This window comes from Streptomyces sp. NPDC090045 (assembly GCF_044747975.1).
In the GTDB taxonomy this organism is placed as follows: domain Bacteria; phylum Actinomycetota; class Actinomycetes; order Streptomycetales; family Streptomycetaceae; genus Streptomyces.
Genome location: NZ_JBIVFA010000006.1, coordinates 272,332 through 297,605, shown reverse-complemented (window position 1 = coordinate 297,605; position 25,274 = coordinate 272,332). Strand labels below are relative to the sequence as shown.

Below are 25,274 nucleotides of genomic sequence, written 5' to 3'. Positions count from 1 at the left end.
GGGGGGGCGGGGGGCGCCCCCGCGGCGGGCGCCGGGGGGGGGGGGGCGGCGGCGGCGGGCGCCCGGGGGGGGGGGGGGGGGGGGGGGGGCGCCGCGGGGGGGGGGGGCCCCCCCCCCCCCCGACGGGGTCAGCTGCCGAGCTGGGACAGGGCCTCGGTGGCGATCTTCTCGAAGACGGCCTCGTCGGCGGCGAAGTCGGAGTCCGGGATCGGCGCGTGGATCACCAGCTCGGTGAAGCCGAGCTCGCGGTGGCGGCCGGCGAAGTCGACGAACGCGTCCACGGACTCCAGCACGGTGTTGGCCTCGGGCGTGAAGCCGGTCAGCAGGATCTTCTCCATGGGCTCGGGGTCCCTCCCGATCTCCACGAAGGCCTTGTCGAGCCGTTCGAGCTGCCCGCGCAGGGCCTCCAGCGACTGTTCGGGCGTGCCCTCCTCGAAGAGCTTCGGATCACCGGTGGTCACCCAGGCCTGGCCGTGGCGGGCGGCGAGCCGCAGCCCGCGCGGTCCGGTCGCGGCGACCGCGAACGGCAGCCGCGGCCCCTGCACGCAGCCGGGGAGGTTGCGGGCCTCCTCGGCGGAGTAGAAGGTGCCCTCGTGGCTCACCGCGCCCTCGGTCAGCAACCGGTCCAGGAGCGGCACGAACTCGGCGAAGCGGTCGGCGCGCTCACGCGGGGACCAGGCCTCCTGGCCCAGTACGGTCGCGTCGAAACCGTTGCCGCCGGCTCCAATGCCGAGGGTGATGCGCCCGCCGGAGATGTCGTCCAGGGAGATGAGCTCCTTGGCGAGGGTCACCGGGTGACGGAAGTTCGGCGAGGTGACGAGCGTGCCCAGGCGCAGCCGCTCGGTGGCGGTGGCTGCCGCGGTCAGGGTGGGCAGCGCACCGAACCACGGGCCGTCGCGGAAGGTCCGCCAGGACAGGTGGTCGTAGGTGTAGGCCGTGTGGAATCCGAGCTGCTCCGCCCGGAGCCACTGATCGCGGCCTCCCTCGTGCCATCGACGTACCGGAAGGATCACCGTGCTCAGACGCAGACTCATGCGTCGAGCCTACGGCGAGGCGATGTTTCACGTGAAACATCGCCTCGTTTCACGTGAAACATCGCCTCGCGCGACAGCCGAACCCGATCATGGTCCGGCCGTCCCCGACCATGGGCGAAGATGGAGCCGTGACCTCGGCTCCCCAGCGCCCGGACGGGCCAATCCCCACGCCCCGGCTCATCGCCACCGACCTCGACGGCACCCTGCTGCGCGACGACAAATCCGTCTCGCCTCGCACGGTCGCCGCGCTCGCCGCCGCCGAGGAGGCCGGGATCGAGGTCTTCTTCGTCACCGGACGCCCGGCCCGCTGGATGGACGTGGTCAGCGACCATGTCCACGGGCACGGCCTCGCCATCTGCGCCAATGGCGCGGCGGTCGTCGACCTGCATGCCGGACGGGAGTTCGTGCAGGTCAGGTCCCTCCTGCGGGCCGCCGCACTCGCCGTCGTCGATGCCCTGCGGACCGCCGCACCCGGCACGTCCTTCGCGGTCGAGCTGACCACCGGCATCAACTACGAGCCGGCGTACCCGCCGTTCTTCAAGGACCCGGCCGCCAGGATCGCCACGGCCGAGGAGCTGCTGAAGGAGGACACGGCCGGGGGCGCCGCGCCTGTGCTCAAGCTGCTGGCGCACCACTCCGAGCTCGCCCCGGACGCGTTCCTGACCCTGGCCCGCTCCGCCGCCGGCGAGTACGCGTCGATCACCCGCTCCAGTCCGACCGCCCTGCTGGAGATCAGCGGGCACGGCGTCTCCAAGGCCAGCACGCTGGCGCTGTGCTGTGCCGAGCGGGGCATCTCGCCCGCCGAGGTCGTCGCCTTCGGGGACATGCCGAACGACGTGGAGATGCTCAGCTGGGCCGGCACCTCGTACGCGATGGGCAACGCCCACCCGGATGTGATCGCGGCAGCGTCCGGCCGTACGGTCGCCAACAACGAGGACGGGGTCGCCCTCGTCATCGAGCAGATCCTGGCCGAACGCATCGCCCGACAGCAGGCCTGAGCAGCAGGCCTGAGCAGCAGGCCCGGCAAAAGGCCCCGGCAACGGGGCCCGAGCAGCCTGCCGCGACAGCTGGCACCCGCGCCTCAGAGCGGGGCCTCCCACACCAGGGTGGTCCCGCCGCCGTCCTCCCCGATGCCCGGACCGTACGAGCTCGCGCCGCCCAGCGATTCGGCCCGTCGGCGCAGATTGCGCAGCCCACTGCGCCGGCCCCCTTCGGAGATGCCCACCCCGTCGTCGGCGACCTCCAGCCGGACCCCGGGACGGCCGTCGGCGAGCGTGACGGTGGAGTCCAGGACCACCTCGATCCGGGACGCGTCGGCATGGCGGAAGGCGTTGGACAGCGCCTCGCGCAGTGCGGCGATCAGGTTCTTGCCGACCAGCTCGTCGACCACGGTGTCGATCGGGCCGAGGAAACGGTGCGCGGGCTTGAAACCCAGGGGTACGGCAGCCATGTTGATCTCCCGCAGCACCCGGGTGCGCAATCCGGACGGGGCCTCGGCCGGGCCCTGCTGGAGGGCGAAGATGGCGGTGCGGATCTCCTGGATCGTCACGTCCAGTTCGTCCACGGCCTTGCCGACGCCGTCGCGGACCTCGGGAACGATGGACCGGCGCTGGGCGCCCTCCAGCATCATCCCGGTGGCGAACAGCCGCTGGATGACCAGGTCGTGAAGGTCGCGTGCGATCCGGTCGCGGTCCTCGAACACGGCCAGCCGCTCACGGTCGCGCTGTGCCTCGGCCATCATCAGGGCGAGCGCCGCCTGCGAGGCGAACTGGGTGGCCAGGGTCCGCTCGGCCTCGCTGAAGGGCCGCTTGCCGCGCGCCCTGGGGGTGACCAGCGCTCCCAGCACCCGCCCGCCGCTGTGCAGGGGGAGCATCATGCAGGGCCCGAACTGGCTGGTCAGCTTGCTGACCATGCGGGGGTCGGACGCGGCGTCGTCCACGAACACCGGCTCGCCGTGCAACAGCCTGTCCACCACCGGGCTGTCGGCCGGGATCACCACACCGAGCGAGGTGGCCGGGTTCTCGGCCGAGACGGCGACGATCTCCATCCCGCCCTCCTCGGCCGGCAGCATGACGATCCCCGCGGAGGAGTCGGCCAGCCGTCGGGCCTGCTCCGCCACCACCACGAGGGCGTCGTCCGCGTCCCCGCCCGACAGGAGGGCGGTGGTGACGGCCACCGAGCCGTCGATCCAGCGCTCGCGCTGGGTGGCGGCCTCGTACAGCCGGGCGTTGCCGATGGCGATGCCCGCCTCGGTGGCCAGCACCCGGACCATGTGGACGTCGTAGTCGTTGAACTCCCCGCCGCCGTTCTTCTCGGCGAGGTACAGATTGCCGAAGATCTCCCCCTGTACCCGGATCGGGACGCCGAGGAAGGTCTTCATCGGCGGGTGGTGCGCCGGGAACCCCGCGGAGCGCGGATCCTTCGTCAGATCGGCGAGCCGCACGGTGTCGGAGTGCGAGATCAGTGCTCCGAGCAGGCCCCGCTTCCCGTCCGGCCGGGGTCCGATCTTCCGGGCCAGCTCGGGGCTGATCCCGTGGGTGACGAAGTCGGAGAGCCCGCGGCCCTCCGTGTCGACGACGCCGATCGCCGCGTAGCGGGCGCCCGCGAGCTCGGCGGCTGTCTCGCAGATGCGGTCCAGCGTGGAGTGCAGTTCGAGGCCGGTCCCGACCGACCGCATCGCCTCCAGCAGTTGCGGCACCCGGGCCGTGAGCTCGGTCGACAGGCCCTGCAGGCTTCTGGTGGCCTCGGTCGCGGCCGCCAGCGGGTCCGGCGTCACGGGCACGACCGGTGTGACCGGCGAGGCATCCGGCAGGGGATCCGATGAATCCGGCGACGGGTGCGACTGCTGCGCTGACATGTCCTTGAGCCTAGTTAGTCCCCATTAGAGGGGAAAGTTGGCCAAAGTCCCCTCCGTGGCCTGTTCCCGCTCCAGCAGGCGCCGCAGCGGTCCCTCGGCCGAGGCCAGCTCCGCGTACGCGCCGCGCTGCACGACCTCGCCGCGGTCCAGCACGAGCACCTCGTCGACCGCCTCCAGTCCGGCCAGCCGGTGCGTGATCAGCACGGTGGTCCGGCCCTCGGTCGCGGCCAGCAGGTCCGCCGTCAGGGCGTCGGCCGTGGCCAGGTCCAGGTGCTCGGCCGGCTCGTCCAGGACCAGTACGGGGAAGTCCGCGAGCAGCGCGCGGGCCAGGGCGAGGCGCTGGCGCTGACCGCCCGAGATCCGCTCGCCGTGCTCACCGACCAGGGTGTCCAGACCGTCCGGAAGGCCGTCGGCCCACTCCAGCAGCCGGGCCGCGGCCAGCGCGTCCCGCAGCTGCTCCTCGCTCGCCCCGGTGCGGGCCAGGCGCAGGTTCTCCCGCACCGAGCTGTCGAAGATGTGGGCGTCCTGGGCGCACAGGCCCACGAGCGCGCGTACGTCGTCTCCGTCGAGGGTGCGCGCGTCAGTCCCGCCCAAGGTGTACGCGCCCTCGCCTGGGTCCAGGAACCGGAGCATGACCTGGGCCAGCGTCGTCTTGCCGGAGCCCGAGGGGCCGACGACGGCGATGCGACGGCCGGCCTCCAGGGTCAGGTCCAGCCCGCGCAGGGCGTCACGGTCCTGGCCGGGGTGGCGGGCGGCAAGCCCGGTCAGGCGCAGCGGGAAGGGCGAGGCGGGGGCCGCGGCGGGCCGCTCCGGCTCGGCGACCGGGACCGGCGCGTCGATGACCTCGTAGACCCGCTCGGCGCTGCGGCGCACCCGCTGGCGGTACTGGACGGCCAGCGGCAGTCCGTTCACCGCCTCGAAGGCGGCGAGCGGGGTCAGGACCGCGACGGCCATGGCCACCCCGGACAGGCGTCCGTCGTGGACGGCGTTCGCGGCGACGGCCGCGGCGGCCACCACGGTGAGCCCGCACACGAGGGCGGACAGCCCACCCCCCAGCCCGCTCGCGGCGGCGCCCCTCGCGGAGATGCGGGTCAGCAGGCCGTCGCTCTGCCGCGCCCGGCCCTTGCGGTCCTCCAGCGCGCCGGCCACGGTCAGCTCCGCGGTACCGGTGAGCAGATCGGCCACCCTGGTGGCGAGCTCGCCCCGGGCGGGTGCGAGCCTGCGCTCCGCCCGGCGGGCGCAGGCCCCACTGACCAGCGGCACCCCGATGCCGGCGGCGAGCAGCCCGACGGCGAGCACGGCTCCGGCCTCGGGGAGCAGCCAGGTGGTGAAGGCGACCGAACCGGTTCCGACGAGCACCGCGGTGCCGACCGGCAGCAGCCAGCGGAGCCAGTAGTCCTGCAGGGCGTCCGCGTCGGCCACCAGCCGGGCCAGCAGGTCCCCGCGCCGGTGCTCGCGCAGCCCGGCGGGCGCGATGCGCTCCAGCCGCCGGTACACCGATACCCGCAGGTCGGCGAGCATCCGCAGCACGGCGTCGTGGGAGACGAGCCGCTCCGCGTACCGGAAGACGGCGCGGCCCATTCCGAAGGCCCGGGTGGCGGTGACGGCCACCATCAGATAGAGCACGGGGGGCTGTTCGGAGGCCCGCGAGATCAGCCAGCCGGAGACGGCCATCAGGCCGACGCTGCACCCGACGGCCAGCGCGCCGAGCAACAGCCCGAGCCTGAACCGTCCCTGCCAGGCCTTGGCCACCGCCCGCACCCGGCGCAGCGGATCGGCCCCGCCCGTATCGGCCCCGCCGCCGCCGGCCCGTGCCCGCTCGGGTGCGGCACCGAGGATCCACTCCCCGGCGTCCGGGGCGCGGTCGCCGGGGGACCGACCGTCGGCCCCGTCCCCGACGACACCACGGTGGGGGAGCATCCCCTCGAGCCGGTGCCCGTCGGCGAGGAACCTCGTGGGCCCGCCCGCCGCCGCCATCGGGACCACCCGGTCCGCGACCGCCAGCAGCGCCGGCCGGTGCACGACCAGCAGGACGGTCCGCCCCGCGGAGAGCCGCCGGACCGCGTCCACGATCCCCGCCTCGGTCTCCCCGTCCAGGGCCGCCGTCGGCTCGTCCAGCAGCAGCACGGGCCGGTCCGCCAGGAAGGCCCGGGCCAGGGCCAGCCGCTGCCGCTGCCCGGCGGACAGTCCCACACCGCCCTCGCCGAGCAGGGTCTGCGCCCCGCGCGGCAGCGCGGTCACGAATTCCCATGCCCCGGCGTCCTTCAGAGCCGCGGCCACGTCGCTGTCGGAGGCGCCCGGGCGGGCCAGCCGTACGTTCTCGGCGATCGTCCCGGCGAACAGGTGCGGCCGCTGCGGCACCCATGCGATCCGCTCCCGCCAGTCCTCGGGCGACAGATCGGCCAGGTCCACCCCGGCGATCCGTACCCGCCCCGCGGTCGGCGTCACGAACCCCAGCAGCACCTGGAGCAGCGTGGACTTGCCGGCGCCGCTCGGACCGGTGAGGGCCACGCACTCCCCCGGCGCGACCGTCAGCGAGACCGGCCCGGGCGAGTCCTCGCCCCGGCCCTCGTAGCGGACGGCGACCCCGTCGATCTCGATCCGCAGGGGGGCGTCGCCGGGCAGCCCTGCCGTCCCCGCCGGACCCGTGGCGGGGGTCTCCAGCACCTCGAAGATCTCCTCCGCGGCCGCCAGTCCTTCCGCGGCCGCGTGGTACTGCGCCCCCACCTGCCTGAGCGGCAGGTACGCCTCGGGCGCCAGGATCAGGATGACCAGGCCGGTGTACAGGTCCAGTTCGCCGTGGACCAGTCGCATGCCGATGGTCACGGCGACCAGGGCGACCGAGAGGGTCGCCAGCAGTTCCAGCGCGAAGGAGGAGAGGAAGGCGATGCGCAGGGTCCGCATCGTCGCGCGCCGGTAGTCGTCGGTGATCTTGCGGATGGATTCGGCCTGCGCCTTGGCCCGGCCGAAGACCTTCAGCGTGGGAAGGCCGGCCACCACGTCGAGGAAGTGCCCCGACAGCCGGGACAGGAGCCGCCACTGGCGGTCCATCCGGGACTGGGTGGCCATGCCGATGAGCACCATGAACACGGGGATCAGGGGGAGCGTGACCACGATGATGGCCGCCGACACCCAGTCCTCGGTGACGATGCGGGCGAGCACCGCCACCGGCACGACCACCGCGAGCCCCAGCTGGGGCAGGTAGCGGGAGAAGTAGTCGTCGAGCGCGTCCACACCGCGGGTCGCCAGGGACACCAGGGATCCGGTCTTCTGCCCGGTGAACCGGCCGGGGCCGAGTTCGGCGGCCCGGTCCAGCAGCCGGCCCCGCAGTTCCGATTTGACCGCCGCACTGGCGCGGTGCGCGGCCAGCTCGGTCAGCCAGGCGACCAGGCCGCGTCCGAGCGCCACCGCCGCGAGCAGCAGCAGCGGCGTCCGGAGCGCTTCGCCGCCCAGCCCCTTCTCGAAGGCACCGACCACGATCTCGGCGATCAGCATCGCCTGACCGACGACCAGCCCCGCCCCGACGAGCCCCAGGGCCACCACCGCGCCCAGGAAGAGGCGGGTGGAGCGGGCGTACCGAAGCAGGCGCGGGTCGATCGGTTTCACGTGAAACATCCCCCAGGGGAGGGTCGGACGAACGGGCCGGGTGGCGCGGGAACTCAGTGCACGTCGACGATGTGCTGGGTGCCGATCCGCTTGCGGAACACCCAGTACGTCCAGCCCTGGTAGAGGAGGACGAGCGGGGTGGCCACGGCCGCACACCAGGTCATGATCTTCAAGGTGTACGGGCTGGACGAGGCGTTGGTGACCGTGAGGTTCCAGGCGTCGTTCAGCGAGGACGGCATGACGTTCGGGAAGAGCGTCAGGAAGAGCATCGCGACGGCCGCCGCGATGGTGACCCCGGAGAGTGCGAACGACCAGCCCTCGCGGCCCTTCAGGTTGGTACCGAGCGCCCCGAGCAGTGCGAGCACGGCGACGGCCATCGCGATCAGGCTCTTGCCGTCGCCGCGGGAGACCTGGGTCCAGACCAGGAAGACCAGGGCCAGCACGGCGGTGACCACGCCCAGGCCGGTCGCCAGCTTCCGCGAGCGGTCCCGGATGTCACCGACCGTCTTGAGCGAGGTGAAGACCGCGCCGTGGAAGGTGAAGAGGGTGAGGGTGACCAGTCCGCCCAGGATCGAGTAGACGTTGAGCAGGTCGAAGAGGGTGCCGACGTACTCCATGTTCTCGTCGATCTTCACGCCGCGGACGATGTTGGCGAACGCCACGCCCCACAGGAACGCCGGGATCAGCGAGGTCCAGAAGATCGCGTGTTCCCAGTTGGTCTGCCACCGGTCCTCGGGGCGCTTGTGCCGGTACTCGAAGGCGACGCCGCGGATGATGAGGCAGACCAGGATGAGCAGCAGCGGCAGGTAGAAGCCGGAGAAGAGGGTGGCGTACCACTCGGGGAAGGCGGCGAAGGTCGCACCGCCCGCCGTGAGCAGCCAGACCTCGTTGCCGTCCCACACGGGCCCGATGGTGTTGATCAGGACCCGCTTCTCCGTACGGTCGCGGGCGAGCAGCTTGGTCAGTACGCCGACTCCGAAGTCGAAGCCCTCCAGGAAGAAGTAGCCGGTCCACAGGACGGCGATGAGTACGAACCAGACGTCGTGGAGTTGCATGGTGCGGTCTCCTCAGCCTCAGTACGAGAAGGCCATCGGCCGGTCGGGGTTCTTGTCGTCCCCGCCGATCTTGGTGGGCGGGTTGAGGTCGGCCTCAGTGAGCTCCGGCGGTCCGGCCTTGACGTACTTGACGAGGAGCCTGACCTCGATGACGGCGAGCACCGCGTAGAGGAGGGTGAAGCCGATCATCGAGGTGAGCACCTCGGCCTGGGAGACGTTCGGCGAGACCGCGTCCCGCGTGCGCAGGACTCCGTAGACCACCCAGGGCTGGCGGCCCATCTCGGTGAAGATCCAGCCCCAGGAGTTGGCGATGAGCGGGAAGCCCATCGTCCAGAGCGCGACGATCCAGTACAGGTTGGCGAACTTCGGGCTCAGCGCCTTCTTGAAGAGGACCAGGTTCGGGACCTCGTCCTCCCCGGTCCGCAGACCCGGCGGCAGCATGAACTTCTTGCGGGTCAGCCACAGGCCCAGCACGCCGATGCCGAGGGAGGCCATGCCGAAGCCGATCATCCAGCGGAAGCCCCAGTAGGCGACCGGGATGTTGGGCCGGTAGTCGCCGGGGCCGAACTTCTCCTGCTCCGCCTTGTTGACGTCGTTGATGCCCGGGACGAAGGAGGTGAAGTCGTCGTTGGCGAGGAAGGACAGCAGGCCCGGGATCTCTATCGCGACCTTGTTGTGGCCCTTCTCGACGTCGCCGTAGGCGAAGACCGAGAAGGGAGCCGGCGCCTCGCCGTCCCAGAGCGCCTCGGCGGCGGCCATCTTCATGGGCTGCTGCTTGAACATCACCTTGCCGAGCAGGTCACCGCTCAGGGCCGTGCCCATACCGGCGATGATCATGACGACCAGGCCGAGCCGCAGCGAGCTCCGCATGACCGGGATGTGCCTCTTGCGCGCCAGGTGGAAGGCGGCGATGCCGGTCATGAACGCGCCGCCCACCAGGAAGGCGGCCGTGATGGTGTGGAAGAACTGGGTGAGGGCGGTGTTCTGGGTGAGCACGAGCCAGAAGTCGGTGAGCTCGGCCCGGCCCCGCTCCTCGTTGATGCGGTACCCGACCGGGTGCTGCATCCAGGAATTGGCCGCCAGGATGAAGTAGGCGGAGAGGACGGTGCCCATGGACACCATCCAGATGCAGGCCAGGTGGATCTTCTTCGGCAGCTTGTCCCAGCCGAAGATCCACAGGCCGATGAAGGTCGACTCGAAGAAGAAGGCGATCAGCGCCTCGAAGGCCAGCGGGGCCCCGAAGATGTCGCCGACGAAGCGCGAGTAGTCGGACCAGTTCATGCCGAACTGGAACTCCTGGACGATGCCGGTGACGACACCCATCGCGATATTGATCAAGAAAAGCTTTCCCCAGAACTTCGTGGCCCTGAGGTACTTCTCCTTCTCGGTGCGCACCCACGCGGTCTGCAGGCCGGCCGTGAGCGCGGCGAGCGAGATCGTCAGGGGTACGAAGAGGAAGTGATAGACGGTGGTGATTCCGAACTGCCATCGCGCCAGAGTCTCCGGCGCCAAAGCTAGGTCCACGTCCTCGTCTCCTTCGCGTCGCCGTGGTCACGCGGCAGTCTGCCTGTTGTGTCCCACTCAATCCGGGAGAAAGCAGGACACGCTTGTGAACGCGTTCACATTCACAAGCATTATGTCGTACCGCTGTCGGCAACCTTCAGGCGGGGTACCCCTCGGGACCCCCCTAGCCAATCCATTCAACAGATTGTTGAATGCGGCTCATGCAGATACGGATTTCCTGGCCTGCGGGCCAGCTCACCGCAACCCTCGACGAGACCCCGACCAGCAAGGCACTGGCCGAGGCCCTTCCGATCTCCGCCTCCGCGAACACCTGGGGCGAGGAGGTCTACTTCGACACCGGCGTCTCGGTGGCCCTGGAACACGACGCCCGGCAGGTCGTCGAGCCGGGCACGGTCGCGTTCTGGACCGAGGGCGACGCGCTCGCGCTGCCCTACGGCCCCACGCCCATCTCGCGCGGAGGCGAGAGCCGCCTGGCGAGCCCCTGCAACGTGCTCGGCTCGTTCGACGGCGACCCCCGCCTGCTCTCCACCGTCCGCGACGGCGATCCCATCCGCGTGGAACTGGCCTGACCGGCCCCTCCCGGGTCCGGCCGCCAGGACACCCACGGCCGCCTACAGCTCCTTGAAGAACGCCTCCGCCGTGTGCAGGAAGAGGTCGTTCGCCTCGGTCTCACCGATCGTGACCCGCAGGCCCTCGCCCGCGAAGGGCCGGACCACCACACCGGCCTTCTCGCAGGCCGCCGCGAACTCGGCGGTCCGCTCCCCCAGCCGCATCCACACGAAGTTCGCCTGGGTGTCCGGCACGGACCAGCCCTGGGCGAGCAGCGTCTCGTGCACCCGCGCACGCTCGCCCACCAGCGCCCCGACGCGGCCCATCAGCTCGTCCTCGGCACGGAGCGAGGCCACCGCCGCGTCCTGCGCGAGCTGGCTGACACCGAACGGCATCGCCGTCTTGCGCAGCGCCGCGGCCACCGGCTCGTGCGCGATGGCGAAGCCGACCCGCAGGCCGGCCAGGCCGTACGCCTTGGAGAACGTACGCAGCACGGCCACGTTCGGCCGGTCGCGGTAGAGCTCGACGCCGTCCGGGACGTCCGCGTCGCGCACGAACTCTCGGTAGGCCTCGTCCAGGACCACCAGGACGTCCGACGGGACCCGGTCCAGGAACCGCTCCAGCTCGGCGCGGCGCACGGCGGTGCCGGTGGGGTTGTTCGGGTTGCAGACGAAGATCAGCCGGGTCCGGTCGGTGATCGCCGCCGCCATGGCCTCCAGGTCGTGGACGTCCCCGTCGGTCAGCGGGACCTGCACCGAGGTCGCGCCCGAGATCTGCGTGAGGATCGGGTACGCCTCGAAGGAGCGCCAGGCGTAGATCACCTCGTCGCCCGGGCCGGCCGCCGCCTGGATCAGGGACTGGGCCACGCCCACCGAGCCGGTGCCCGTGGCGATGTGCTCGACCGGCACCCCGAAGCGCTCGGCGAGCTCGTTCACGAGGCCGGTGCAGGCCATGTCGGGGTACCGGTTGAAGCTGCCGGCCGCCGAGACCGCGGTCTCCAGCACCCCCGGCAGCGGCGGGTACGGGTTCTCGTTCGACGACAGCTTGTACGCGACGGGCCCTCCCGCGGCGGCCGGCTTCCCGGGCTTGTACGTCGGAATGCCGTCCAGCTCGGCGCGCAGCTTCGGGCTCTTCTCGCTCACCGCAGGTCCTCCTCGACCGTCCCGTACGACGTCGCCGTCGACTCAATACTGCTCACCTTATGAGGATTCCGCCGTTCCGAGAATGGGGGCGCCTGGAATGCGGGGGAGCGCGCGCATATATGCGCGCGCCGGTGGCCTGCGCCGTGGCGCGCGTCCCTCGTGCAGGTGAGTTGAGACCGTCCCGAGACCACACCGTTTTGGCATGCCCGGACCCGCCGACAAGCCCCACCCTCACTCTCAGCGACCAAATACCTTTATTTCCAAGGTCATTGGGGGTGGCGAACCATGCAGAATCGTGCCTGTCAACGGGTGCATATGCACCCGGACCACCCACCCCACCGAGCCCTACTATCGGCTCGCCATGACAGCAGCAGGGAAGCATCAGGTGAGCCGGACCGAGACCACCCGGCGGGCCGCCGGCCGACAGGGCCGGGCCGGCATCAGGGACGTGGCCGCCGCGGCGGGCGTCTCCATCACAACCGTCTCCGACGCGCTCAATGGAAAGGGACGGCTGCCCGACGCCACCCGCCGCCACGTTCGCGAGGTGGCCGACCGGCTGGGCTACCGCCCGTCGGCCGCCGCCCGCACCCTCCGTACCGGCAAGTCGGGCCTCATCGGCCTGACCGTGACGACGTACGGGGATGAACCTTTCACCTTCACCGAATTCGCCTACTTCGCCGAGATGGCCAGGGCCGCCACCTCCGCCGCGCTCGCCCGCGGCTACGCCCTCGTCATCCTCCCCGCCACCTCCCGCCACGACGTGTGGTCCAACGTCGCCCTCGACGGCACCGTCGTCATCGACCCCTCCGACCACGATCCCGTCGTCACCGAACTGGTCCGCCAAGGTCTGCCCGTGGTCTCCGACGGCCGCCCCGCAGGCTCCCTCCCCGTCACCGCCTGGGTCGACAACGACCACGAGGCCGCCGTACTCGGCCTGCTCGACCACCTCGCCGCCGCCGGCGCCCGCCGGATCGGGCTGCTGACCGGCACCACCACCGACACGTACACCCGGCTCTCCACCACCGCCTACCTCAACTGGTGCGAGCGCGTCGGCCAGGACCCCGTCTACGAGTCCTACCCCGCCCACGACCCGTGCGCGGGCGCCGTCGCCGCCGACCGGCTCCTCGCCCGCCCCGACCGGCCCGACGCCGTCTACGGGCTCTTCGACCCCAACGGCACCGACCTGCTCGCCGCCGCCCGGCGCTACGGCCTGCGCGTCCCCGAGGACCTGCTGCTCGTCTGCTGCAGCGAGTCCACCGTCTACGCCAACACCGAGCCGCCCATCACCACCCTCTCCCTCAAACCGCGCCGCATCGGCACTGCCGTCGTGCAGCTGCTCATCGACGCGATCGAGGGAGTGGACACCGGACGACCCGTCGAACAGGTGGTCCCGACCGAGCTCATCATCCGTACGTCGTCGCAGCGCAGGCAGCCGCGAACGACCGTCAGCCCACCGCGTTCCCCGGCCAAGGACTGACCGCCAGACCGTCCGGTCGGCCTGTCGGCGAACCGGCCGAGCATTTCAGCAACACCTATATCGGTAGAAAGCGGTAGGAACGATCGGCTCCGCAAAGGATTCACCACCCCTGGTGCGTCACAGAGCGCGAGCCGCATTCCTATGATGGGCGCACGACATCACGGACCCTCCTCCCCGGAGGTCAGGAGGGTCCGCAGGTGTACGGCAGCGCGACGGTGGTGGAGGGGTCGATGACTCAGGGGGCCGGTCAGGGACCCGCGATGCGGACGGACACGCTGCGGGACTTCCGGGTTCCAGTCACCGAACCCGCCGCGTACGCCGCATCCACCGGGCATCCCGGTGAGGCTCCCGTCTACGGCGAGTACCCGGCGTACTACGACGACGGCACACCGGCCGTGCCCCCGCAGCCCGGCTACGCGCCGGCGCCGGCCGCACCGCCCGCCACGCCGCCCGCCGCACCGCCGGCCTCGCATCCCGTGCACGCGACGAGCCACACCCCCGAGGACGACGACTTCGAGGGCTACACCCCGACCCACCGCGACCTGCCGATCATCGGCCGCGGTGCCCTCGGCGGCCCCGGCGACACCGTGCAGGTCCAGTACGTCCCGCAGGAGGCCGCGGCCGACGGCCCCGGCCCGCTCTACGTCGTCGGCGACGTCCACGGCTACCTCGACGAGCTCGTCACCGAACTCCACGCCCAGGGCCTCATCGACGCGGAGCGCCGCTGGTCCGCCGGCAACGCCCGGCTCTGGTTCCTCGGCGACTTCACCGACCGCGGCCCCGACGGCATCGGCGTCATCGACCTCGTCATGCGGCTCTCCGCCGAGGCCGCGGCCGCCGGCGGCTACTGCAAGGCCCTGATGGGCAATCACGAGCTGCTGCTGATCGGCGCCAAGCGGTTCGGCGACACCCCCGTCGTCTCCGGCGCCGGCACCGCCACCTTCCAGGCCGCGTGGCTCCTCAACGGCGGCCAGCGCTCCGACATGGAGCGCCTGCAGGACGTACACCTGCAGTGGATGTCGCGGCTGGACGCGGCCGTCCTGGAGGAGGGCCACCTGCTGCTGCACTCCGACACCACGGCCTACCTCGACTACGGCGACTCCATCGAGGACGTCAACGACACCATCCACGAGCTCCTCAACCGGGGCGACGCCGACATCACTTGGGACCTCTTCCGCAAGTTCACCAAGCGGTTCGCCTTCCGCGACGAGGGAACCGGTCCGCAGGCCGTACGCGAACTGCTCGACACCTACGGCGGCAGCCGCGTCGTGCACGGGCACAGCCCCATCCCGTACCTGCTCGGCGAGGTGGGCACCGAGGACGGGGACGAGTCGCGCGGCCCGGAGGCCGTGGACGGCCCGCACGTGTACGCGGAAGGGCTCGCCATCGCGATGGACGGTGGGGTGACGATGGCGGGCAAGCTGCTCGTCGTACAGCTCCCCTTGAACGACTGAGGTTTGTCACCACGGGGGTATTTCGGCAAAGCCCCTGTCACGGCGTGGTGCGGGCGCTCTACCATCGCTCTATCCGTAGCAGGCTCTCCTCCGTTTGTGCCGGCGCCCCGTTCTACGCGGGGATACCGGCTTCTACGGAGTATCGGGGGATGCACATGACCAGCGCTCCGCACCTGCTGACCGAAGACCGACCGGAGTTCGACCGCCTCCTCGACGAGGCGCTGCGCACCGCGAACGAACGGCCCGAGCTCGCCACCCTCGGCGAACGTCTGAACGCCGAACAGCTGCGCACCATGGCCCAGGGGGCCAGCGCACTGCTGGCGGCCGCGGCCGCGGCCGAGTACGGCCACTACGTGAAGGTCCGCGGGGAACGACGCGACGAGGTGCTGTCCGCACCCGGCGCCGCGGGGGACGAGGACGGCGTGCAGGGCATGGGCGGCGGCGCGGGAGCGGGCGCCGTGGTCGCGGTCCTCGCGCCCGTCCTGGCGGGCACCGCCATGCTGATCTTCCTGCTCGTGGGCTACAGCCTCAAGCTCATCGAGCCCGAACCGGCCTTCGCGAAAACCATGCTGACGGCGGGCTGGCTGTTCGGCGCGCTCACCGTGGCCGCGCTGCTCTTCGCGGTGATCGGGCTGCTGGTGACGGCCGTCCGCAACAGCGCGACCGAAGTCGTGGCGGACGAGACCGAGGCCGTACCCGACGAGGTGGCGCGGGCCCGCGAGGCCTGGCGGCACGCGCTGCTGGAGCGGGGCATCATGCCGTTCCTGCGGGACGCCCTGGCCGACCCGAGTGCGGGGCCGGGCTTCCCGACCCCCAGAACGCCGGCGGCCGGGCGCATCCCCAACCTGGGATACACCCGTCCCGACTTCACCAGCCCGGGCTCCCCCTCGGAGAGCCCCCGCCCCGGCTACACACCCCCGGACTTCACCAGCCCGGACTTCGGCGGTCCGGACAACCGCCCGGAGTGACCTCCGCGCGCGATGAGCGACGGAAGCCCGGACGGGAGCCTCCGCCGCTCACACGGACCGTGGGGGTCAGTCGGCCAGCGGCAGGTAGACGCGGTTGCCGGAGGCCGCGAACTCGGCGGACTTCTCCGCCATGCCCGCCTGGATCTCGTCGGCCTTCAGGTCGCCGCCGTGCTCGCGGCGGATGTCCTGCGAGATCTTCATCGAGCAGAACTTCGGGCCGCACATGGAGCAGAAGTGCGCGGTCTTGGCCGGCTCGGCGGGAAGGGTCTCGTCGTGGAACTCGCGGGCCGTGTCCGGGTCGAGGGCCAGGTTGAACTGGTCCTCCCAGCGGAACTCGAACCGCGCGTCCGACAGGGCGTCGTCCCACTCCTGGGCGCCGGGGTGCCCCTTGGCCAGGTCGGCGGCGTGCGCCGCGATCTTGTACGTGATGACGCCGGTCTTCACGTCGTCGCGGTTGGGCAGGCCCAGGTGCTCCTTGGGCGTGACGTAGCAGAGCATCGCGGTGCCCCACCAGGCGATCATCGCGGCGCCGATGCCCGAGGTGATGTGGTCGTACGCGGGCGCGACGTCCGTGGTCAGCGGGCCGAGCGTGTAGAACGGCGCCTCCTCGCAGATCTCCTGCTGGAGGTCGATGTTCTCCTTGATCTTGTGCATCGGGACGTGGCCCGGGCCCTCGATCATGGTCTGGACGTTGTGCCGCTTGGCGATCGTGTTCAGCTCGCCCAGCGTCTTCAGCTCCGCGAACTGCGCGGCGTCGTTGGCGTCCGCGATGGAGCCGGGACGCAGGCCGTCGCCCAGCGAGTACGTGACGTCGTACGTCGCGAGGATCTCGCAGAGCTCCTCGAAGTTCGTGTAGAGGAAGTTCTCCTTGTGGTGCGCGAGGCACCACGCGGCCATGATCGAGCCGCCGCGCGAGACGATGCCGGTCTTGCGGCGGGCGGTCAGCGGGACGTACGGGAGCAGCACGCCGGCGTGGACCGTCATGTAGTCGACGCCCTGCTCGGCCTGCTCGATGACCGTGTCCTTGTAGATCTCCCAGGTCAGGTCCTCGGCGCGGCCGTCGACCTTCTCCAGCGCCTGGTAGAGCGGCACGGTGCCGATCGGGACGGGGGAGTTGCGCAGCACCCACTCGCGGGTGGTGTGGATGTTGCGGCCCGTCGAGAGGTCCATGACCGTGTCGGCGCCCCACTTGGTCGCCCAGGTCATCTTGTCGACCTCCTCCTCGATGGAGGAGGTGACCGCGGAGTTGCCGATGTTGGCGTTGACCTTCACCAGGAACCGCTTGCCGATGATCATCGGCTCGATCTCGGGGTGGTTCACGTTCGCCGGAAGCACGGCGCGACCTGCGGCGATCTCCTCGCGGACGACCTCGGGAGAGACGTTCTCGCGGATCGCGACGTACTCCATCTCCGGGGTGATCTCGCCCCGGCGGGCGTACGCGAGCTGCGTGACGGCGGCGCCGCCACGGCCCCGGCGGGGCTGGCGCGGGCGGCCCGGGAAGACCGCGTCGAGGTTCTTGAGGCCACCGCGCGGCGAGGTGTGCTTGATGCCGTCGTCCTCGGGGCGCACGGGACGGCCCGCGTACTCCTCGGTGTCGCCGCGGCCGATGATCCAGTTCTCGCGCAGCGGGGCGAGGCCCCGGCGGACGTCGGTCTCGATCTGCGGGTCGGTGTACGGACCGGACGTGTCGTAGAGCGTCACGTCCTTGCCGTTGGTGAGGTGGACCTGGCGGACCGGCACCCGGATGTCGGGGCGGGAGCCCGCCACGTAGCCCTTGTGCCAGCCGGGCTGGCGCTCGGTCTGGCCGTCGGCGTCCTGGCTGACGGCAGGCGTGCGTGCGTCCTGAATGGTCATGAGACCTGATCTCCCTACGCCGGCATTACCCGGTAACAGGTTCGGCGGTCGACGCAGCCTCTTCCCGTACGCATCCGTGATGCGCGTACGGTGATCAGCGTCCTCTCAGCCCGGTGCTCCGAGCTCCCGCGTTGTGCAAAGTAGCCCCCACGCTAGCGTCATCCATGGCGTGCTGAACAGTGGGCCCCCTCATCTCTTGCGATGATCTGCTGGTGACGTCCTCGCCGCAGCCCCCCAACGAGCCCACTGAGCCCCATGGCCACGACGGCCACGCGCACGACGGCCCGGGGCACTCCGCCGGGCACTCGTCCGGGCCCTCCGCCGGCCCTTCCGCCGGTCATTCCCACGGCCACGGTCACAGCCACGGGCACGGCCCGGCGGCTCCCGTCTCGAAGCACCTGCGCAAGGTCATCGCGGCCGTACTGATCCCCTTCGCCACGGCCGTCTTCATCGGCATGGTGGTGCTCTGGCCGGGCGGCGCCCCCGCCCACGAGCGCACCGGGGTGGGCTTCGACCGGCAGACCCAGCAGGGCAAGGTCGTCTCCCTCGAACACGTCGACTGCAAATCGGTGAACGCCGCTCAGGTACCGACGACCGCGAACCCCACCACCCCCGAGGGCCGTGAGGCCCAGGCCGCGCAGACCGGCGAGTGCAAGAAGGCCACCGTCGAGATCGGCACCGGTCCGGACAAGGGCCGCACCTTCGTGGAGGTCGTCCAGCCGGGTGCGCCGCGGCAGTTGACGGACGGCCAGGAGGTGGTCGTGGCCTACGCGCCCGACGCCCCCCGCGACCTCCAGTACTCGGTGATCGACGTGAACCGCAAGATGCCGCTGGCGGTGCTGGCCGGCATCTTCGCGCTCGCGGTCGTCCTCGTCGGGCGGATGCGCGGGCTGTTCGCACTGATCGCGCTGATCGTCAGCTTCGGCGTCCTGACGCTCTTCATCCTCCCGGCCATCCTGCAGGGTTCGAACCCCCTCGTCGTCGCGGTGGTCGGGGCGAGCGCCATCATGCTGATCGCGCTCTACATGTGCCACGGCCTGACCGCCCGCACCTCGGTCGCCGTCCTCGGCACCCTCGTCTCGCTGGTGCTGATCGGCCTGCTGGGCTCGGTGTTCATCGACTGGGCGTCCCTCAGCGGCAACACGGACGACAACACCGGGCTGATCCACGGGCTGTACCCGGACATCGACATGAGCGGTCTGCTGCTCGCCAGCATCATCATCGGATCGCTGGGCGTGCTCGACGACGTGACGGTCACCCAGACGTCGGCCGTCTGGGAACTGCACCAGGCGGACCCCTCGATGGGGTCGCGCGCCCTGTACCGGGCGGCCATCAGGATCGGCCGCGACCACATCGCGTCGGTGGTCAACACACTGGTGCTGGCCTACGCGGGCGCCGCACTGCCCCTGCTCCTGCTGTTCTCGATCGCGAACAGCAGCATGGGCTCGGTGGCCAACAGCGAGCTGGTCGCGGTGGAGATCGTACGGACCCTCGTGGGCTCGATCGGACTGGTGGCCTCGGTCCCCGTGACGACGGCGCTGGCCTCGCTGGTGGTTTCCGCGGACCGGCCGGGATCCCCGGACGTCGCGCCGGCCGCGGGGCCGGTCCGCGGCGGCCGGGGCCGGCGGCGCAAGCGCTGAAGGGGATGCCCGATGGGGAGGGGCGGATGAGCGTGGACGCGTGCGTCAGCCCGCGTTCTGCTCGTTCTGCTTCGACTCCGCCAGGATCTTGCCGAGCGCCTCGTCGAGGTTCTCCTCGAAGTCGCCCAGGTTCCGCTCCTGTCCGAGCGGAACGATCCGGTCGGTGCGGTCGAGGAACGCGACGAGCGGCGCCGCGCTGGCGCGGAACAGGGCCCGGTCGCCGCCGACCTGCAGCCGGATGTGGACGTCGGACAGCTCCTCCGGATCGGTGGGGGCGATGTGCACGTCGCCGTCACCGCACGGCTTGTTGATGCCGTCGAGGAGGAGCTCCCGGCCGAACGCCCAGGTCACGGGCGCGTCTCCGGGAAGGTGGAAGGTCAGGCGGACTGCGTAGGGATCACGGGCGTCGTACCGGAGTTCCACCGGAATCCTGAACGAGAGCTCCTCGGAAACGAGGAAACTCATCATGACCTCTGCCTGTACCGACTCGCGCATTGCCTACCCCGCTGTAGTGGAAGTGGCCAGGAATGATCCCCCAGGCTCCTCTTGACAAGAGTGGTGGAAGCGCTAGCAGATCACAAGGAGTGAGTTTTCAGATACTGATAGAGAACGAGAGGGTACTCAACAGCGCGCCTACTTCACTCCGTAGTCGATCGACTACATAGCGCAATCGATCTTCCTGGTGCAAGGGGAGAGAAATGGCCATGGTTGCGGCGGTATCGCCCGCTGTGATGGGGATGGCCGCGCAGACCGTGCCGAGGGCATATTCCTGGCGTTCGGTTACTGGCTGCATTCGACCGAGGGCTCCGATCCGGTCCTCGAGCGACCGGAGATCCCGCACGGTATAAGCGGTGATCGCCTCGACCGGATATCGGTCGTAATGGTCCTTGCGCGTTTTCTCGTCGAGTTGTCCGAGCAGGCACTGCCCGATGGCGTGCGCATGGCCGGTCGCACGGAAGTCGGCCCACTCCTCGCAGGCCGGACTGGCCTGGGTGTCCGAGACGCCCACGACCTCGATCTCACCCTCGCGGTAGACCGCGAAGTAGACGGGTGCCCCGACCGCGTCGCGGAAGTGCGCGAGGGAGTCGAGGATCATGCTGCGACGTTTCTGCTGGAGTCCCCCACCGGCGAGCCGACCCGCGGCGTCACCGAGGACGAAGACTCCGCCCTCCCTGCGCAGATATCCCTCGTGGGTGAGGGTGCGCAGCAGGTGGTACGCGGTGGGGAGCGGGAGCCCGGCCTCGCGCGCGAGCTGTTTCGCCGGGGCTCCCTGACTATGGGACCCGACTGCTTCGAGCAGTCTCAGCGCCCTCTGGACCGAGCCGATCAGCGTCGGCACACCGGCGTTGTGAACCGGAGACAAAGCTCACCCCCAGGCGTGGCGACGGGCCATCGGGGAGGCCCGCCCTGCGGGGGCCGCCCCCGCGCATGCCGTGTCTCCTGGGGGTCGTACTCGGCGGCTCGTTAGCATCACCGCAGGTCAGAGCGGCAGTACCGGCTTTCGATGCCCAGGGACCGGCGCAGATTGCCACTCTATCCGCCGGTTCCGGGGGTGTGAGCGGTTTAGTGCCTCGCGTTCCCTCACCTGGCCCAATCGCGGCCCCGGCGGGCGCGTCCCCGCCGCGCTCTACCAGTCGCCGGAGGAGGACTTCGTACGGCCTCCGCCGACCTTCTTCACGACGAACACCAGACCGGCGACGAGGCCGATGAAGAGGAGCACCTTGAAGACGACGCCGATCAGCACGGTCAGGATGCTGGTGATCACACCGCCGAACACGAACAGCGCCAGCAGCGGAACGGCGACCCACTTAACCCACCAGGGCATGCCTGCGAACGTCTCTCGGATGCCGTCCATGTCCTCGACCTCTTCCTCGTCCTTGACTTCCTGCTCTCGATGCTAGGAGGCCACGGCCCCGGATCGGGGCCCGCGAGCCCCCGGACTCCCCTGACCGGCCCCTTAGGGGAATCCGGACCCCGACCCTCAGCCGCCCGGTGCGCTCGGCTCTCCGATCAGCTCTCCGGCGGGGAGAAGACCACCATCACCTTCAAGTCCTCGGTGATGTGGTGGAACTTGTGCGGGACGCCCGCCGGGACGTAGACGACGCTGCCGCGCGCCACGGTGGTCGTCTCCTCCCCGACGGTGATCGAGGCGCGCCCGCTCACGACGAAGTACACCTCGTCCTGGCGGTGGGGCTGCTGCGGATCGACCTGCCCGGCGTCGAGCGCGTACAGCCCGACGGACATGTTCCGCTCGCGCAGGAACTGCAGATAGGCGCCGTCGTTGGCGGCCCGCTCCGCTTCGAGCTCGTCAAGCCGGAAGGCTTTCATCGTGGTTGTGCCCCTTGTACTCGGTAGCGCCGTCGCATCCGCTGATCTGCGGATGTCCCACCGGGATCTTCTCTGCCACGATCAGACACATGATGAATTTCGTAGTCAAGACGCTCGCCAACGCGGCGGCCCTGGCCGTCGCCATCGCACTGCTCGAAGGCATCACCCTCGACGACGGCAGCAGCCTGGGCCGCCGCACGCTCACCCTGATCCTGGTCGCCCTGGTCTTCGGCCTGGTGAACCTGATCGTCAAGCCGTTGGTGAAGCTGCTCTCGCTGCCGCTGTTCGTCCTCACCCTGGGCCTGTTCACCCTCGTCGTGAACGCCCTGATGCTGCTCCTGACCTCGTGGCTGGCCTCGGAGCTCGAGCTCAGCTTCCACGTCGACGGGTTCTGGACCGCGGTCCTCGGCGGCCTGATCATCTCCATCGTCTCCTGGGCCGTGAACATGGTCCTGCCCGACAAGAACTGAACGGAACGCCCATGACGCCCCTCTACCGCGTCTGCTTCGTCTGCACGGGCAACATATGCCGCTCCCCCATGGCCGAGTCCGTCTTCCGGGCCCACGTGGCGCGGGCCGGCCTCGACGACCTGGTCGAGGTGGACAGCGCCGGCACCGGCGGCTGGCACGAGGGCGACGGCGCCGATCCGCGCACCGTCGCCGTCCTGGAAGCCGCGGGCTACGAGCAGGACCACCGGGCCCGGCAGTTCCGCTCCTCCTGGTTCGACCGCCTGGACCTCGTCATCGCGCTCGACGCCGGACACCTGCGGGACCTGCGGGCACTCGCACCCACCCCGCAGGACGCCGCCAAGATCCGGCTGCTGCGGTCCTACGATCCGGCCGCGGCCGCGGAGACCGACGTACCGGATCCCTACTACGGGTCCCTCGACGGGTTCGAGGAGTGCCTGGAGCTGGTCGAGGCGGCCAGCCCCGGTCTGCTGGACGCCGTACGCGAGGCCGTGAAGGAGCACACCGCGTGAACGAGTACGCCCCCGAAAGAAGGGCCGAGGCGATCGGCGACGGCACCCGCGCCGTCCGCGCCGGACTGCCGGAGCCCGTGAAGAACGAACCGACCCTGCCCGGACCGGTCTTCGCCGCCCACTTCCACCTCCCCGGCGACGTCGAGGGCCCGTACGCCTACGGCCGCGACACCAACCCCACCTGGACCCTGCTGGAGCGGGCGATCGGGGAACTGGAGGCCCCCGGCGAGGAGGTGCACACCATCGTCTTCGCCTCCGGCATGGCGGCGGTCTCCGCCGTCCTCCTCTCCCAGGCGCGCACCGGCGACACCGTGGTCCTGCCCGACGACGGCTACCAGGCGCTGCCCCTGCTGCGGGAGCAGCTGGAGGCGTACGGGATCCACGTGCGCACCGCCCCGACCCGCGACGAGGCCCAGCTCGCGGTCCTCGACGGAGCCCGGCTGCTGTGGATCGAGACCCCGTCCAACCCCGGGCTCGACGTCTGCGACGTACGGCGCCTCGCGGACGCGGCGCACACCGGCGGGACCCTGGTCGCCGTCGACAACACCCTCGCCACCCCGCTCGGTCAGCGGCCCCTGGAGCTCGGCGCTGACTTCTCCGTCGCGAGCGGCACCAAGGGCCTCACCGGCCACGGCGACCTGCTGCTCGGGTACGTGGTCTGCCGCGACCCGGAGCTCGCCGCCGGCGTCCGGCGCTGGCGCAAGATCGTCGGCGCGATCCCGGGCCCGATGGAAGCCTGGCTCGCCCACCGCTCGCTCGCCACGATCCAGCTGCGCGCGCACCGGCAGTGGGCCAACGCGCTGGCCGTCGCCGAGGCGCTGGCCGACCGCCCGCACGTGACCGGGCTGCGCTACCCGGGCCTGGCCACGGACCCCTCGCACAAGACGGCCGCCCGGCAGATGCGCGGCTTTGGCTCGGTGGTCTCCTTCACCCTGCCCGACCGTGCCCACGCGGAACGCTTCATGGCCGCCCTGCACCTGGTCGAGGACGCCACGAGTTTCGGTGGAGTGCGGTCCACCGCCGAGCGGCGCGGACGGTGGGGCGGCGACGCCGTGCCGGAGGGCTTCATCCGCTTCTCCGCCGGGGCCGAGGACACCGAGGACCTGGTCGCGGACGTCCTGCGCGCCCTCGACCTCGCAGGCGGCGCCGGCTGAGCAGGCCCTGGGACGACGGTCCGAGCCTCCCCCCTCGTGGCTCGGACCGCCCCGGGTTCCGCGCGCGAGGAACCACGCGACAAGGCTAATTGACTCTGCGTCAGAGTCCAATCACGGTAACGACAGGGGCCTATCGGCATATTTATAGTTGAAGGCCCCCACCGAGAGGTGCCGCCATGGACCTGGCCCTGCTGCGCACCTTCGTCGCCGTTCACCGGGCCGGCTCGTTCACCCGTGCCGCCGCCCTCCTGGGCCTGTCCCAGCCCGCCGTGACCTCGCAGATCCGCACCCTGGAGCGCCAGTTGGGGCGGCCCCTCTTCCACCGCCGGGCCCGTGGCGTCACCCCCACCGCCGTCGGTGACGAACTCGCCCACCAGGCCGCCCCGCACCTCGACGCGCTGCTGCGGATCACCGAGGCCGGGCGGGAGGCCGCCGGTGCGCTGCGCACCCTCCACGTCGCCGGGCCACCCGAGTTCCTGTGCCTGCGCGTGCTGCCCGCCCTCGCGCCCCTCGTCGGCCAGGGCCACACCCTGCGCGCCGCCCTGGAGACCGGCGCCGAAGCGACCCTCGACGGGCTCGCCGCCGGTCACCACGACCTCGTCGTCACCACCGCCCAGCCGCGCGGCGGGCTCTTCACCGCCACCGCCCTGTGCGACGAGGAGCAGGTCCTGGTGGCCGCGCCCTACTGGGCCGCGCTCGTCGACACGGAGCGGCTGCGCGAAGAGGGTCCGGCCGCACTCGACGGCATCCCCGTCGTGGAGGTCCACGAGAGCCTGCCGCTCGTCACCCGCTACTGGGCCGCCGTCTTCGACACCCGGCCCGATGCCCGGTCCCTGGCCGCCACCGTGGTGGCACCCGACCTGCGGGCCGTACTGGAATGCGTCGGGGCCGGCGCCGGGCTCGCCGTCCTGCCCCGCTACCTGTGCCAGGAGGCCCTCGACGGCGGCCGCATCGTGGCCCTGGCGGAGCCCTCCGTACCGCCCTTGCGCACCTGGTTCCTGGTCGTGCGGACCGGGAGCCTCGCCCTCGCCCACCTCGCGCGGGCGCACGACCGGCTGGTGGACGCCGCCGTGCGCTGGTGAGCCCCTCTTTTCCGGCCCGTGGCGCGTTTCAGAAGGGGAGTGGTGGGCCACTCTTCTCCCATGACCGAACGTCCCGTGGTCAAACGCACCGCCCGCGCGATCCTGCTCGACGGTGACGACCTGATCCTCATCAAACGCACCAAGCCCGGCGTCGATCCGTACTGGCTCACCCCCGGCGGGGGAGTGGAGTCCTCGGACGCCACCGTCGTCGACGCCCTCCACCGAGAGGTCCACGAAGAACTCGGCGCGAAGATCACCGATGTGGTGCCCTGCTTCGTCGACACCGTCGAGCACATCGCCGACCGGGGGGTGACCGGCGTGAAGGTGCAGCACTTCTTCGTCTGCCGCCTCGAATCGATGGACCCGAGCCTGCGGCACGGTCCCGAGGTCGACGAACCCGAGGGCGAGTACGAGATCGTCCGGGTGCCCTTCAGCCGCGTGGGGATCGCCGCCGTCCATCTCGTCCCGCTGTCCCTGCGGCACTACCTCGACGGCAACATCGAGGGCGTACGCGCCATGCACGCTCCCGACCTGGGCTGAGCCCGGACTGGGACCGGCGGGCTGCCCGCCG

22 protein-coding genes and 1 riboswitch are annotated in these 25,274 nt (G+C 71.0%); of the genes, 11 read left to right on the top strand and 11 right to left on the bottom strand.

Annotation, left to right across the window (positions count from 1 at the left end):
* Positions 1 to 128: 128 nt before the first annotated feature.
* Positions 129 to 1,034 carry an LLM class flavin-dependent oxidoreductase gene (locus tag ACIPYQ_RS18955; RefSeq protein ID WP_401252412.1) on the bottom strand — a complete coding sequence of 302 codons (906 nt, stop codon included), beginning with the start codon at positions 1,032 to 1,034 and terminating at the stop codon, positions 129 to 131.
* A gap of 110 nt (positions 1,035 to 1,144) precedes the next feature.
* Here ACIPYQ_RS18955 and ACIPYQ_RS18950 point away from each other — a divergent pair, with 110 nt between their 5' ends.
* Positions 1,145 to 2,032: a Cof-type HAD-IIB family hydrolase gene (locus ACIPYQ_RS18950; protein ID WP_401252728.1), complete on the top strand. Its 888-nt coding sequence runs from the start codon at positions 1,145 to 1,147 to the stop codon at positions 2,030 to 2,032.
* A gap of 83 nt (positions 2,033 to 2,115) precedes the next feature.
* Here the strand turns inward: ACIPYQ_RS18950 and ACIPYQ_RS18945 are convergent, their stop codons facing one another.
* From ACIPYQ_RS18945 to ACIPYQ_RS18930, 4 genes are read right to left on the bottom strand one after another with little or no spacing between them, the layout of a single operon-like run.
* Complete coding sequence (locus tag ACIPYQ_RS18945) at positions 2,116 to 3,891, bottom strand: GAF domain-containing sensor histidine kinase (protein ID WP_401252409.1); 1,776 nt, start codon at positions 3,889 to 3,891, stop codon at positions 2,116 to 2,118.
* 24 nt (positions 3,892 to 3,915) lie between these two features.
* Positions 3,916 to 7,497, bottom strand: coding sequence for a thiol reductant ABC exporter subunit CydD (cydD, locus tag ACIPYQ_RS18940; RefSeq protein WP_401252406.1), 3,582 nt, complete (start codon positions 7,495 to 7,497; stop codon positions 3,916 to 3,918).
* Positions 7,498 to 7,550: 53 nt separating this feature from the next.
* Complete coding sequence (gene cydB, locus ACIPYQ_RS18935; RefSeq protein ID WP_361765352.1) at positions 7,551 to 8,552, bottom strand: cytochrome d ubiquinol oxidase subunit II; 1,002 nt, start codon at positions 8,550 to 8,552, stop codon at positions 7,551 to 7,553.
* 18 nt (positions 8,553 to 8,570) lie between these two features.
* Positions 8,571 to 10,076, bottom strand: a complete 1,506-nt coding sequence (locus tag ACIPYQ_RS18930) for a cytochrome ubiquinol oxidase subunit I (RefSeq protein WP_319721231.1) — start codon at positions 10,074 to 10,076, stop codon at positions 8,571 to 8,573.
* A 200-nt stretch (positions 10,077 to 10,276) separates the two neighbouring features.
* Here ACIPYQ_RS18930 and ACIPYQ_RS18925 point away from each other — a divergent pair, with 200 nt between their 5' ends.
* Positions 10,277 to 10,645, top strand: coding sequence for a cyclophilin-like fold protein (locus ACIPYQ_RS18925; RefSeq protein ID WP_361765355.1), 369 nt, complete (start codon positions 10,277 to 10,279; stop codon positions 10,643 to 10,645).
* A gap of 42 nt (positions 10,646 to 10,687) precedes the next feature.
* Here ACIPYQ_RS18925 and hisC read toward each other — a convergent pair whose 3' ends face one another.
* Complete coding sequence (gene hisC, locus ACIPYQ_RS18920; protein ID WP_361765359.1) at positions 10,688 to 11,767, bottom strand: histidinol-phosphate transaminase; 1,080 nt, start codon at positions 11,765 to 11,767, stop codon at positions 10,688 to 10,690.
* 361 nt (positions 11,768 to 12,128) lie between these two features.
* Here hisC and ACIPYQ_RS18915 point away from each other — a divergent pair, with 361 nt between their 5' ends.
* From ACIPYQ_RS18915 to ACIPYQ_RS18905, 3 genes are all read left to right on the top strand, one after another.
* The gene (locus ACIPYQ_RS18915; protein WP_327414982.1) at positions 12,129 to 13,244 is read left to right on the top strand and encodes a LacI family DNA-binding transcriptional regulator; all 1,116 of its coding nucleotides are present in this window, start codon (positions 12,129 to 12,131) and stop codon (positions 13,242 to 13,244) included.
* A gap of 230 nt (positions 13,245 to 13,474) precedes the next feature.
* Entirely contained in the window at positions 13,475 to 14,698 is a 1,224-nt protein-coding gene (locus ACIPYQ_RS18910; RefSeq protein WP_401252400.1) for a metallophosphoesterase, read from the top strand.
* A gap of 149 nt (positions 14,699 to 14,847) precedes the next feature.
* A complete protein-coding gene (locus ACIPYQ_RS18905) occupies positions 14,848 to 15,666 on the top strand; it encodes a hypothetical protein (protein ID WP_401252397.1) in 819 nt (272 codons plus the stop codon).
* Between the two features lie 66 nt (positions 15,667 to 15,732).
* Here ACIPYQ_RS18905 and thiC read toward each other — a convergent pair whose 3' ends face one another.
* The gene (gene thiC / locus ACIPYQ_RS18900; RefSeq protein ID WP_361765366.1) at positions 15,733 to 17,520 is read right to left on the bottom strand and encodes a phosphomethylpyrimidine synthase ThiC; all 1,788 of its coding nucleotides are present in this window, start codon (positions 17,518 to 17,520) and stop codon (positions 15,733 to 15,735) included.
* A riboswitch (TPP riboswitch) is annotated at positions 17,515 to 17,660 on the bottom strand. (Overlaps the previous gene by 6 nt.)
* Positions 17,661 to 17,732: 72 nt before the next feature.
* Here thiC and ACIPYQ_RS18895 point away from each other — a divergent pair.
* Complete coding sequence (locus ACIPYQ_RS18895; RefSeq protein ID WP_401252394.1) at positions 17,733 to 19,160, top strand: YibE/F family protein; 1,428 nt, start codon at positions 17,733 to 17,735, stop codon at positions 19,158 to 19,160.
* 45 nt (positions 19,161 to 19,205) lie between these two features.
* Here ACIPYQ_RS18895 and ACIPYQ_RS18890 read toward each other — a convergent pair whose 3' ends face one another.
* The 4 genes from ACIPYQ_RS18890 to ACIPYQ_RS18875 all read right to left on the bottom strand — a co-directional run bounded on the left by ACIPYQ_RS18890 (position 19,206) and on the right by ACIPYQ_RS18875 (position 21,488).
* On the bottom strand, positions 19,206 to 19,655 hold the full coding sequence (locus ACIPYQ_RS18890; RefSeq protein WP_319721220.1) for an SsgA family sporulation/cell division regulator: 450 nt from the start codon (positions 19,653 to 19,655) through the stop codon (positions 19,206 to 19,208).
* Between the two features lie 97 nt (positions 19,656 to 19,752).
* Positions 19,753 to 20,490, bottom strand: coding sequence for an IclR family transcriptional regulator (locus ACIPYQ_RS18885; RefSeq protein WP_401252725.1), 738 nt, complete (start codon positions 20,488 to 20,490; stop codon positions 19,753 to 19,755).
* 297 nt (positions 20,491 to 20,787) lie between these two features.
* Positions 20,788 to 21,015, bottom strand: a complete 228-nt coding sequence (locus ACIPYQ_RS18880; RefSeq protein WP_401252390.1) for a DUF5326 family protein — start codon at positions 21,013 to 21,015, stop codon at positions 20,788 to 20,790.
* A gap of 155 nt (positions 21,016 to 21,170) precedes the next feature.
* Positions 21,171 to 21,488, bottom strand: a complete 318-nt coding sequence (locus tag ACIPYQ_RS18875; RefSeq protein ID WP_319721218.1) for a cupin domain-containing protein — start codon at positions 21,486 to 21,488, stop codon at positions 21,171 to 21,173.
* An 89-nt stretch (positions 21,489 to 21,577) separates the two neighbouring features.
* Here ACIPYQ_RS18875 and ACIPYQ_RS18870 point away from each other — a divergent pair, with 89 nt between their 5' ends.
* The 5 genes from ACIPYQ_RS18870 to ACIPYQ_RS18850 all read left to right on the top strand — a co-directional run bounded on the left by ACIPYQ_RS18870 (position 21,578) and on the right by ACIPYQ_RS18850 (position 25,243).
* Complete coding sequence (locus tag ACIPYQ_RS18870; RefSeq protein ID WP_361765378.1) at positions 21,578 to 21,958, top strand: phage holin family protein; 381 nt, start codon at positions 21,578 to 21,580, stop codon at positions 21,956 to 21,958.
* Between the two features lie 11 nt (positions 21,959 to 21,969).
* Entirely contained in the window at positions 21,970 to 22,467 is a 498-nt protein-coding gene (locus ACIPYQ_RS18865; protein WP_401252387.1) for a low molecular weight protein-tyrosine-phosphatase, read from the top strand.
* Positions 22,464 to 23,621 (top strand): cystathionine gamma-lyase, encoded by a 1,158-nt coding sequence (locus tag ACIPYQ_RS18860; RefSeq protein ID WP_401252383.1) that lies wholly within the window; start codon positions 22,464 to 22,466, stop codon positions 23,619 to 23,621. Before ACIPYQ_RS18865 ends, ACIPYQ_RS18860 begins: the two co-directional genes overlap by 4 nt.
* Before the next feature lie 176 nt (positions 23,622 to 23,797).
* Entirely contained in the window at positions 23,798 to 24,703 is a 906-nt protein-coding gene (locus ACIPYQ_RS18855; RefSeq protein WP_401252380.1) for a LysR family transcriptional regulator, read from the top strand.
* Between the two features lie 60 nt (positions 24,704 to 24,763).
* Positions 24,764 to 25,243 (top strand): NUDIX hydrolase, encoded by a 480-nt coding sequence (locus ACIPYQ_RS18850; protein ID WP_361765390.1) that lies wholly within the window; start codon positions 24,764 to 24,766, stop codon positions 25,241 to 25,243.
* Positions 25,244 to 25,274: the final 31 nt, after the last annotated feature.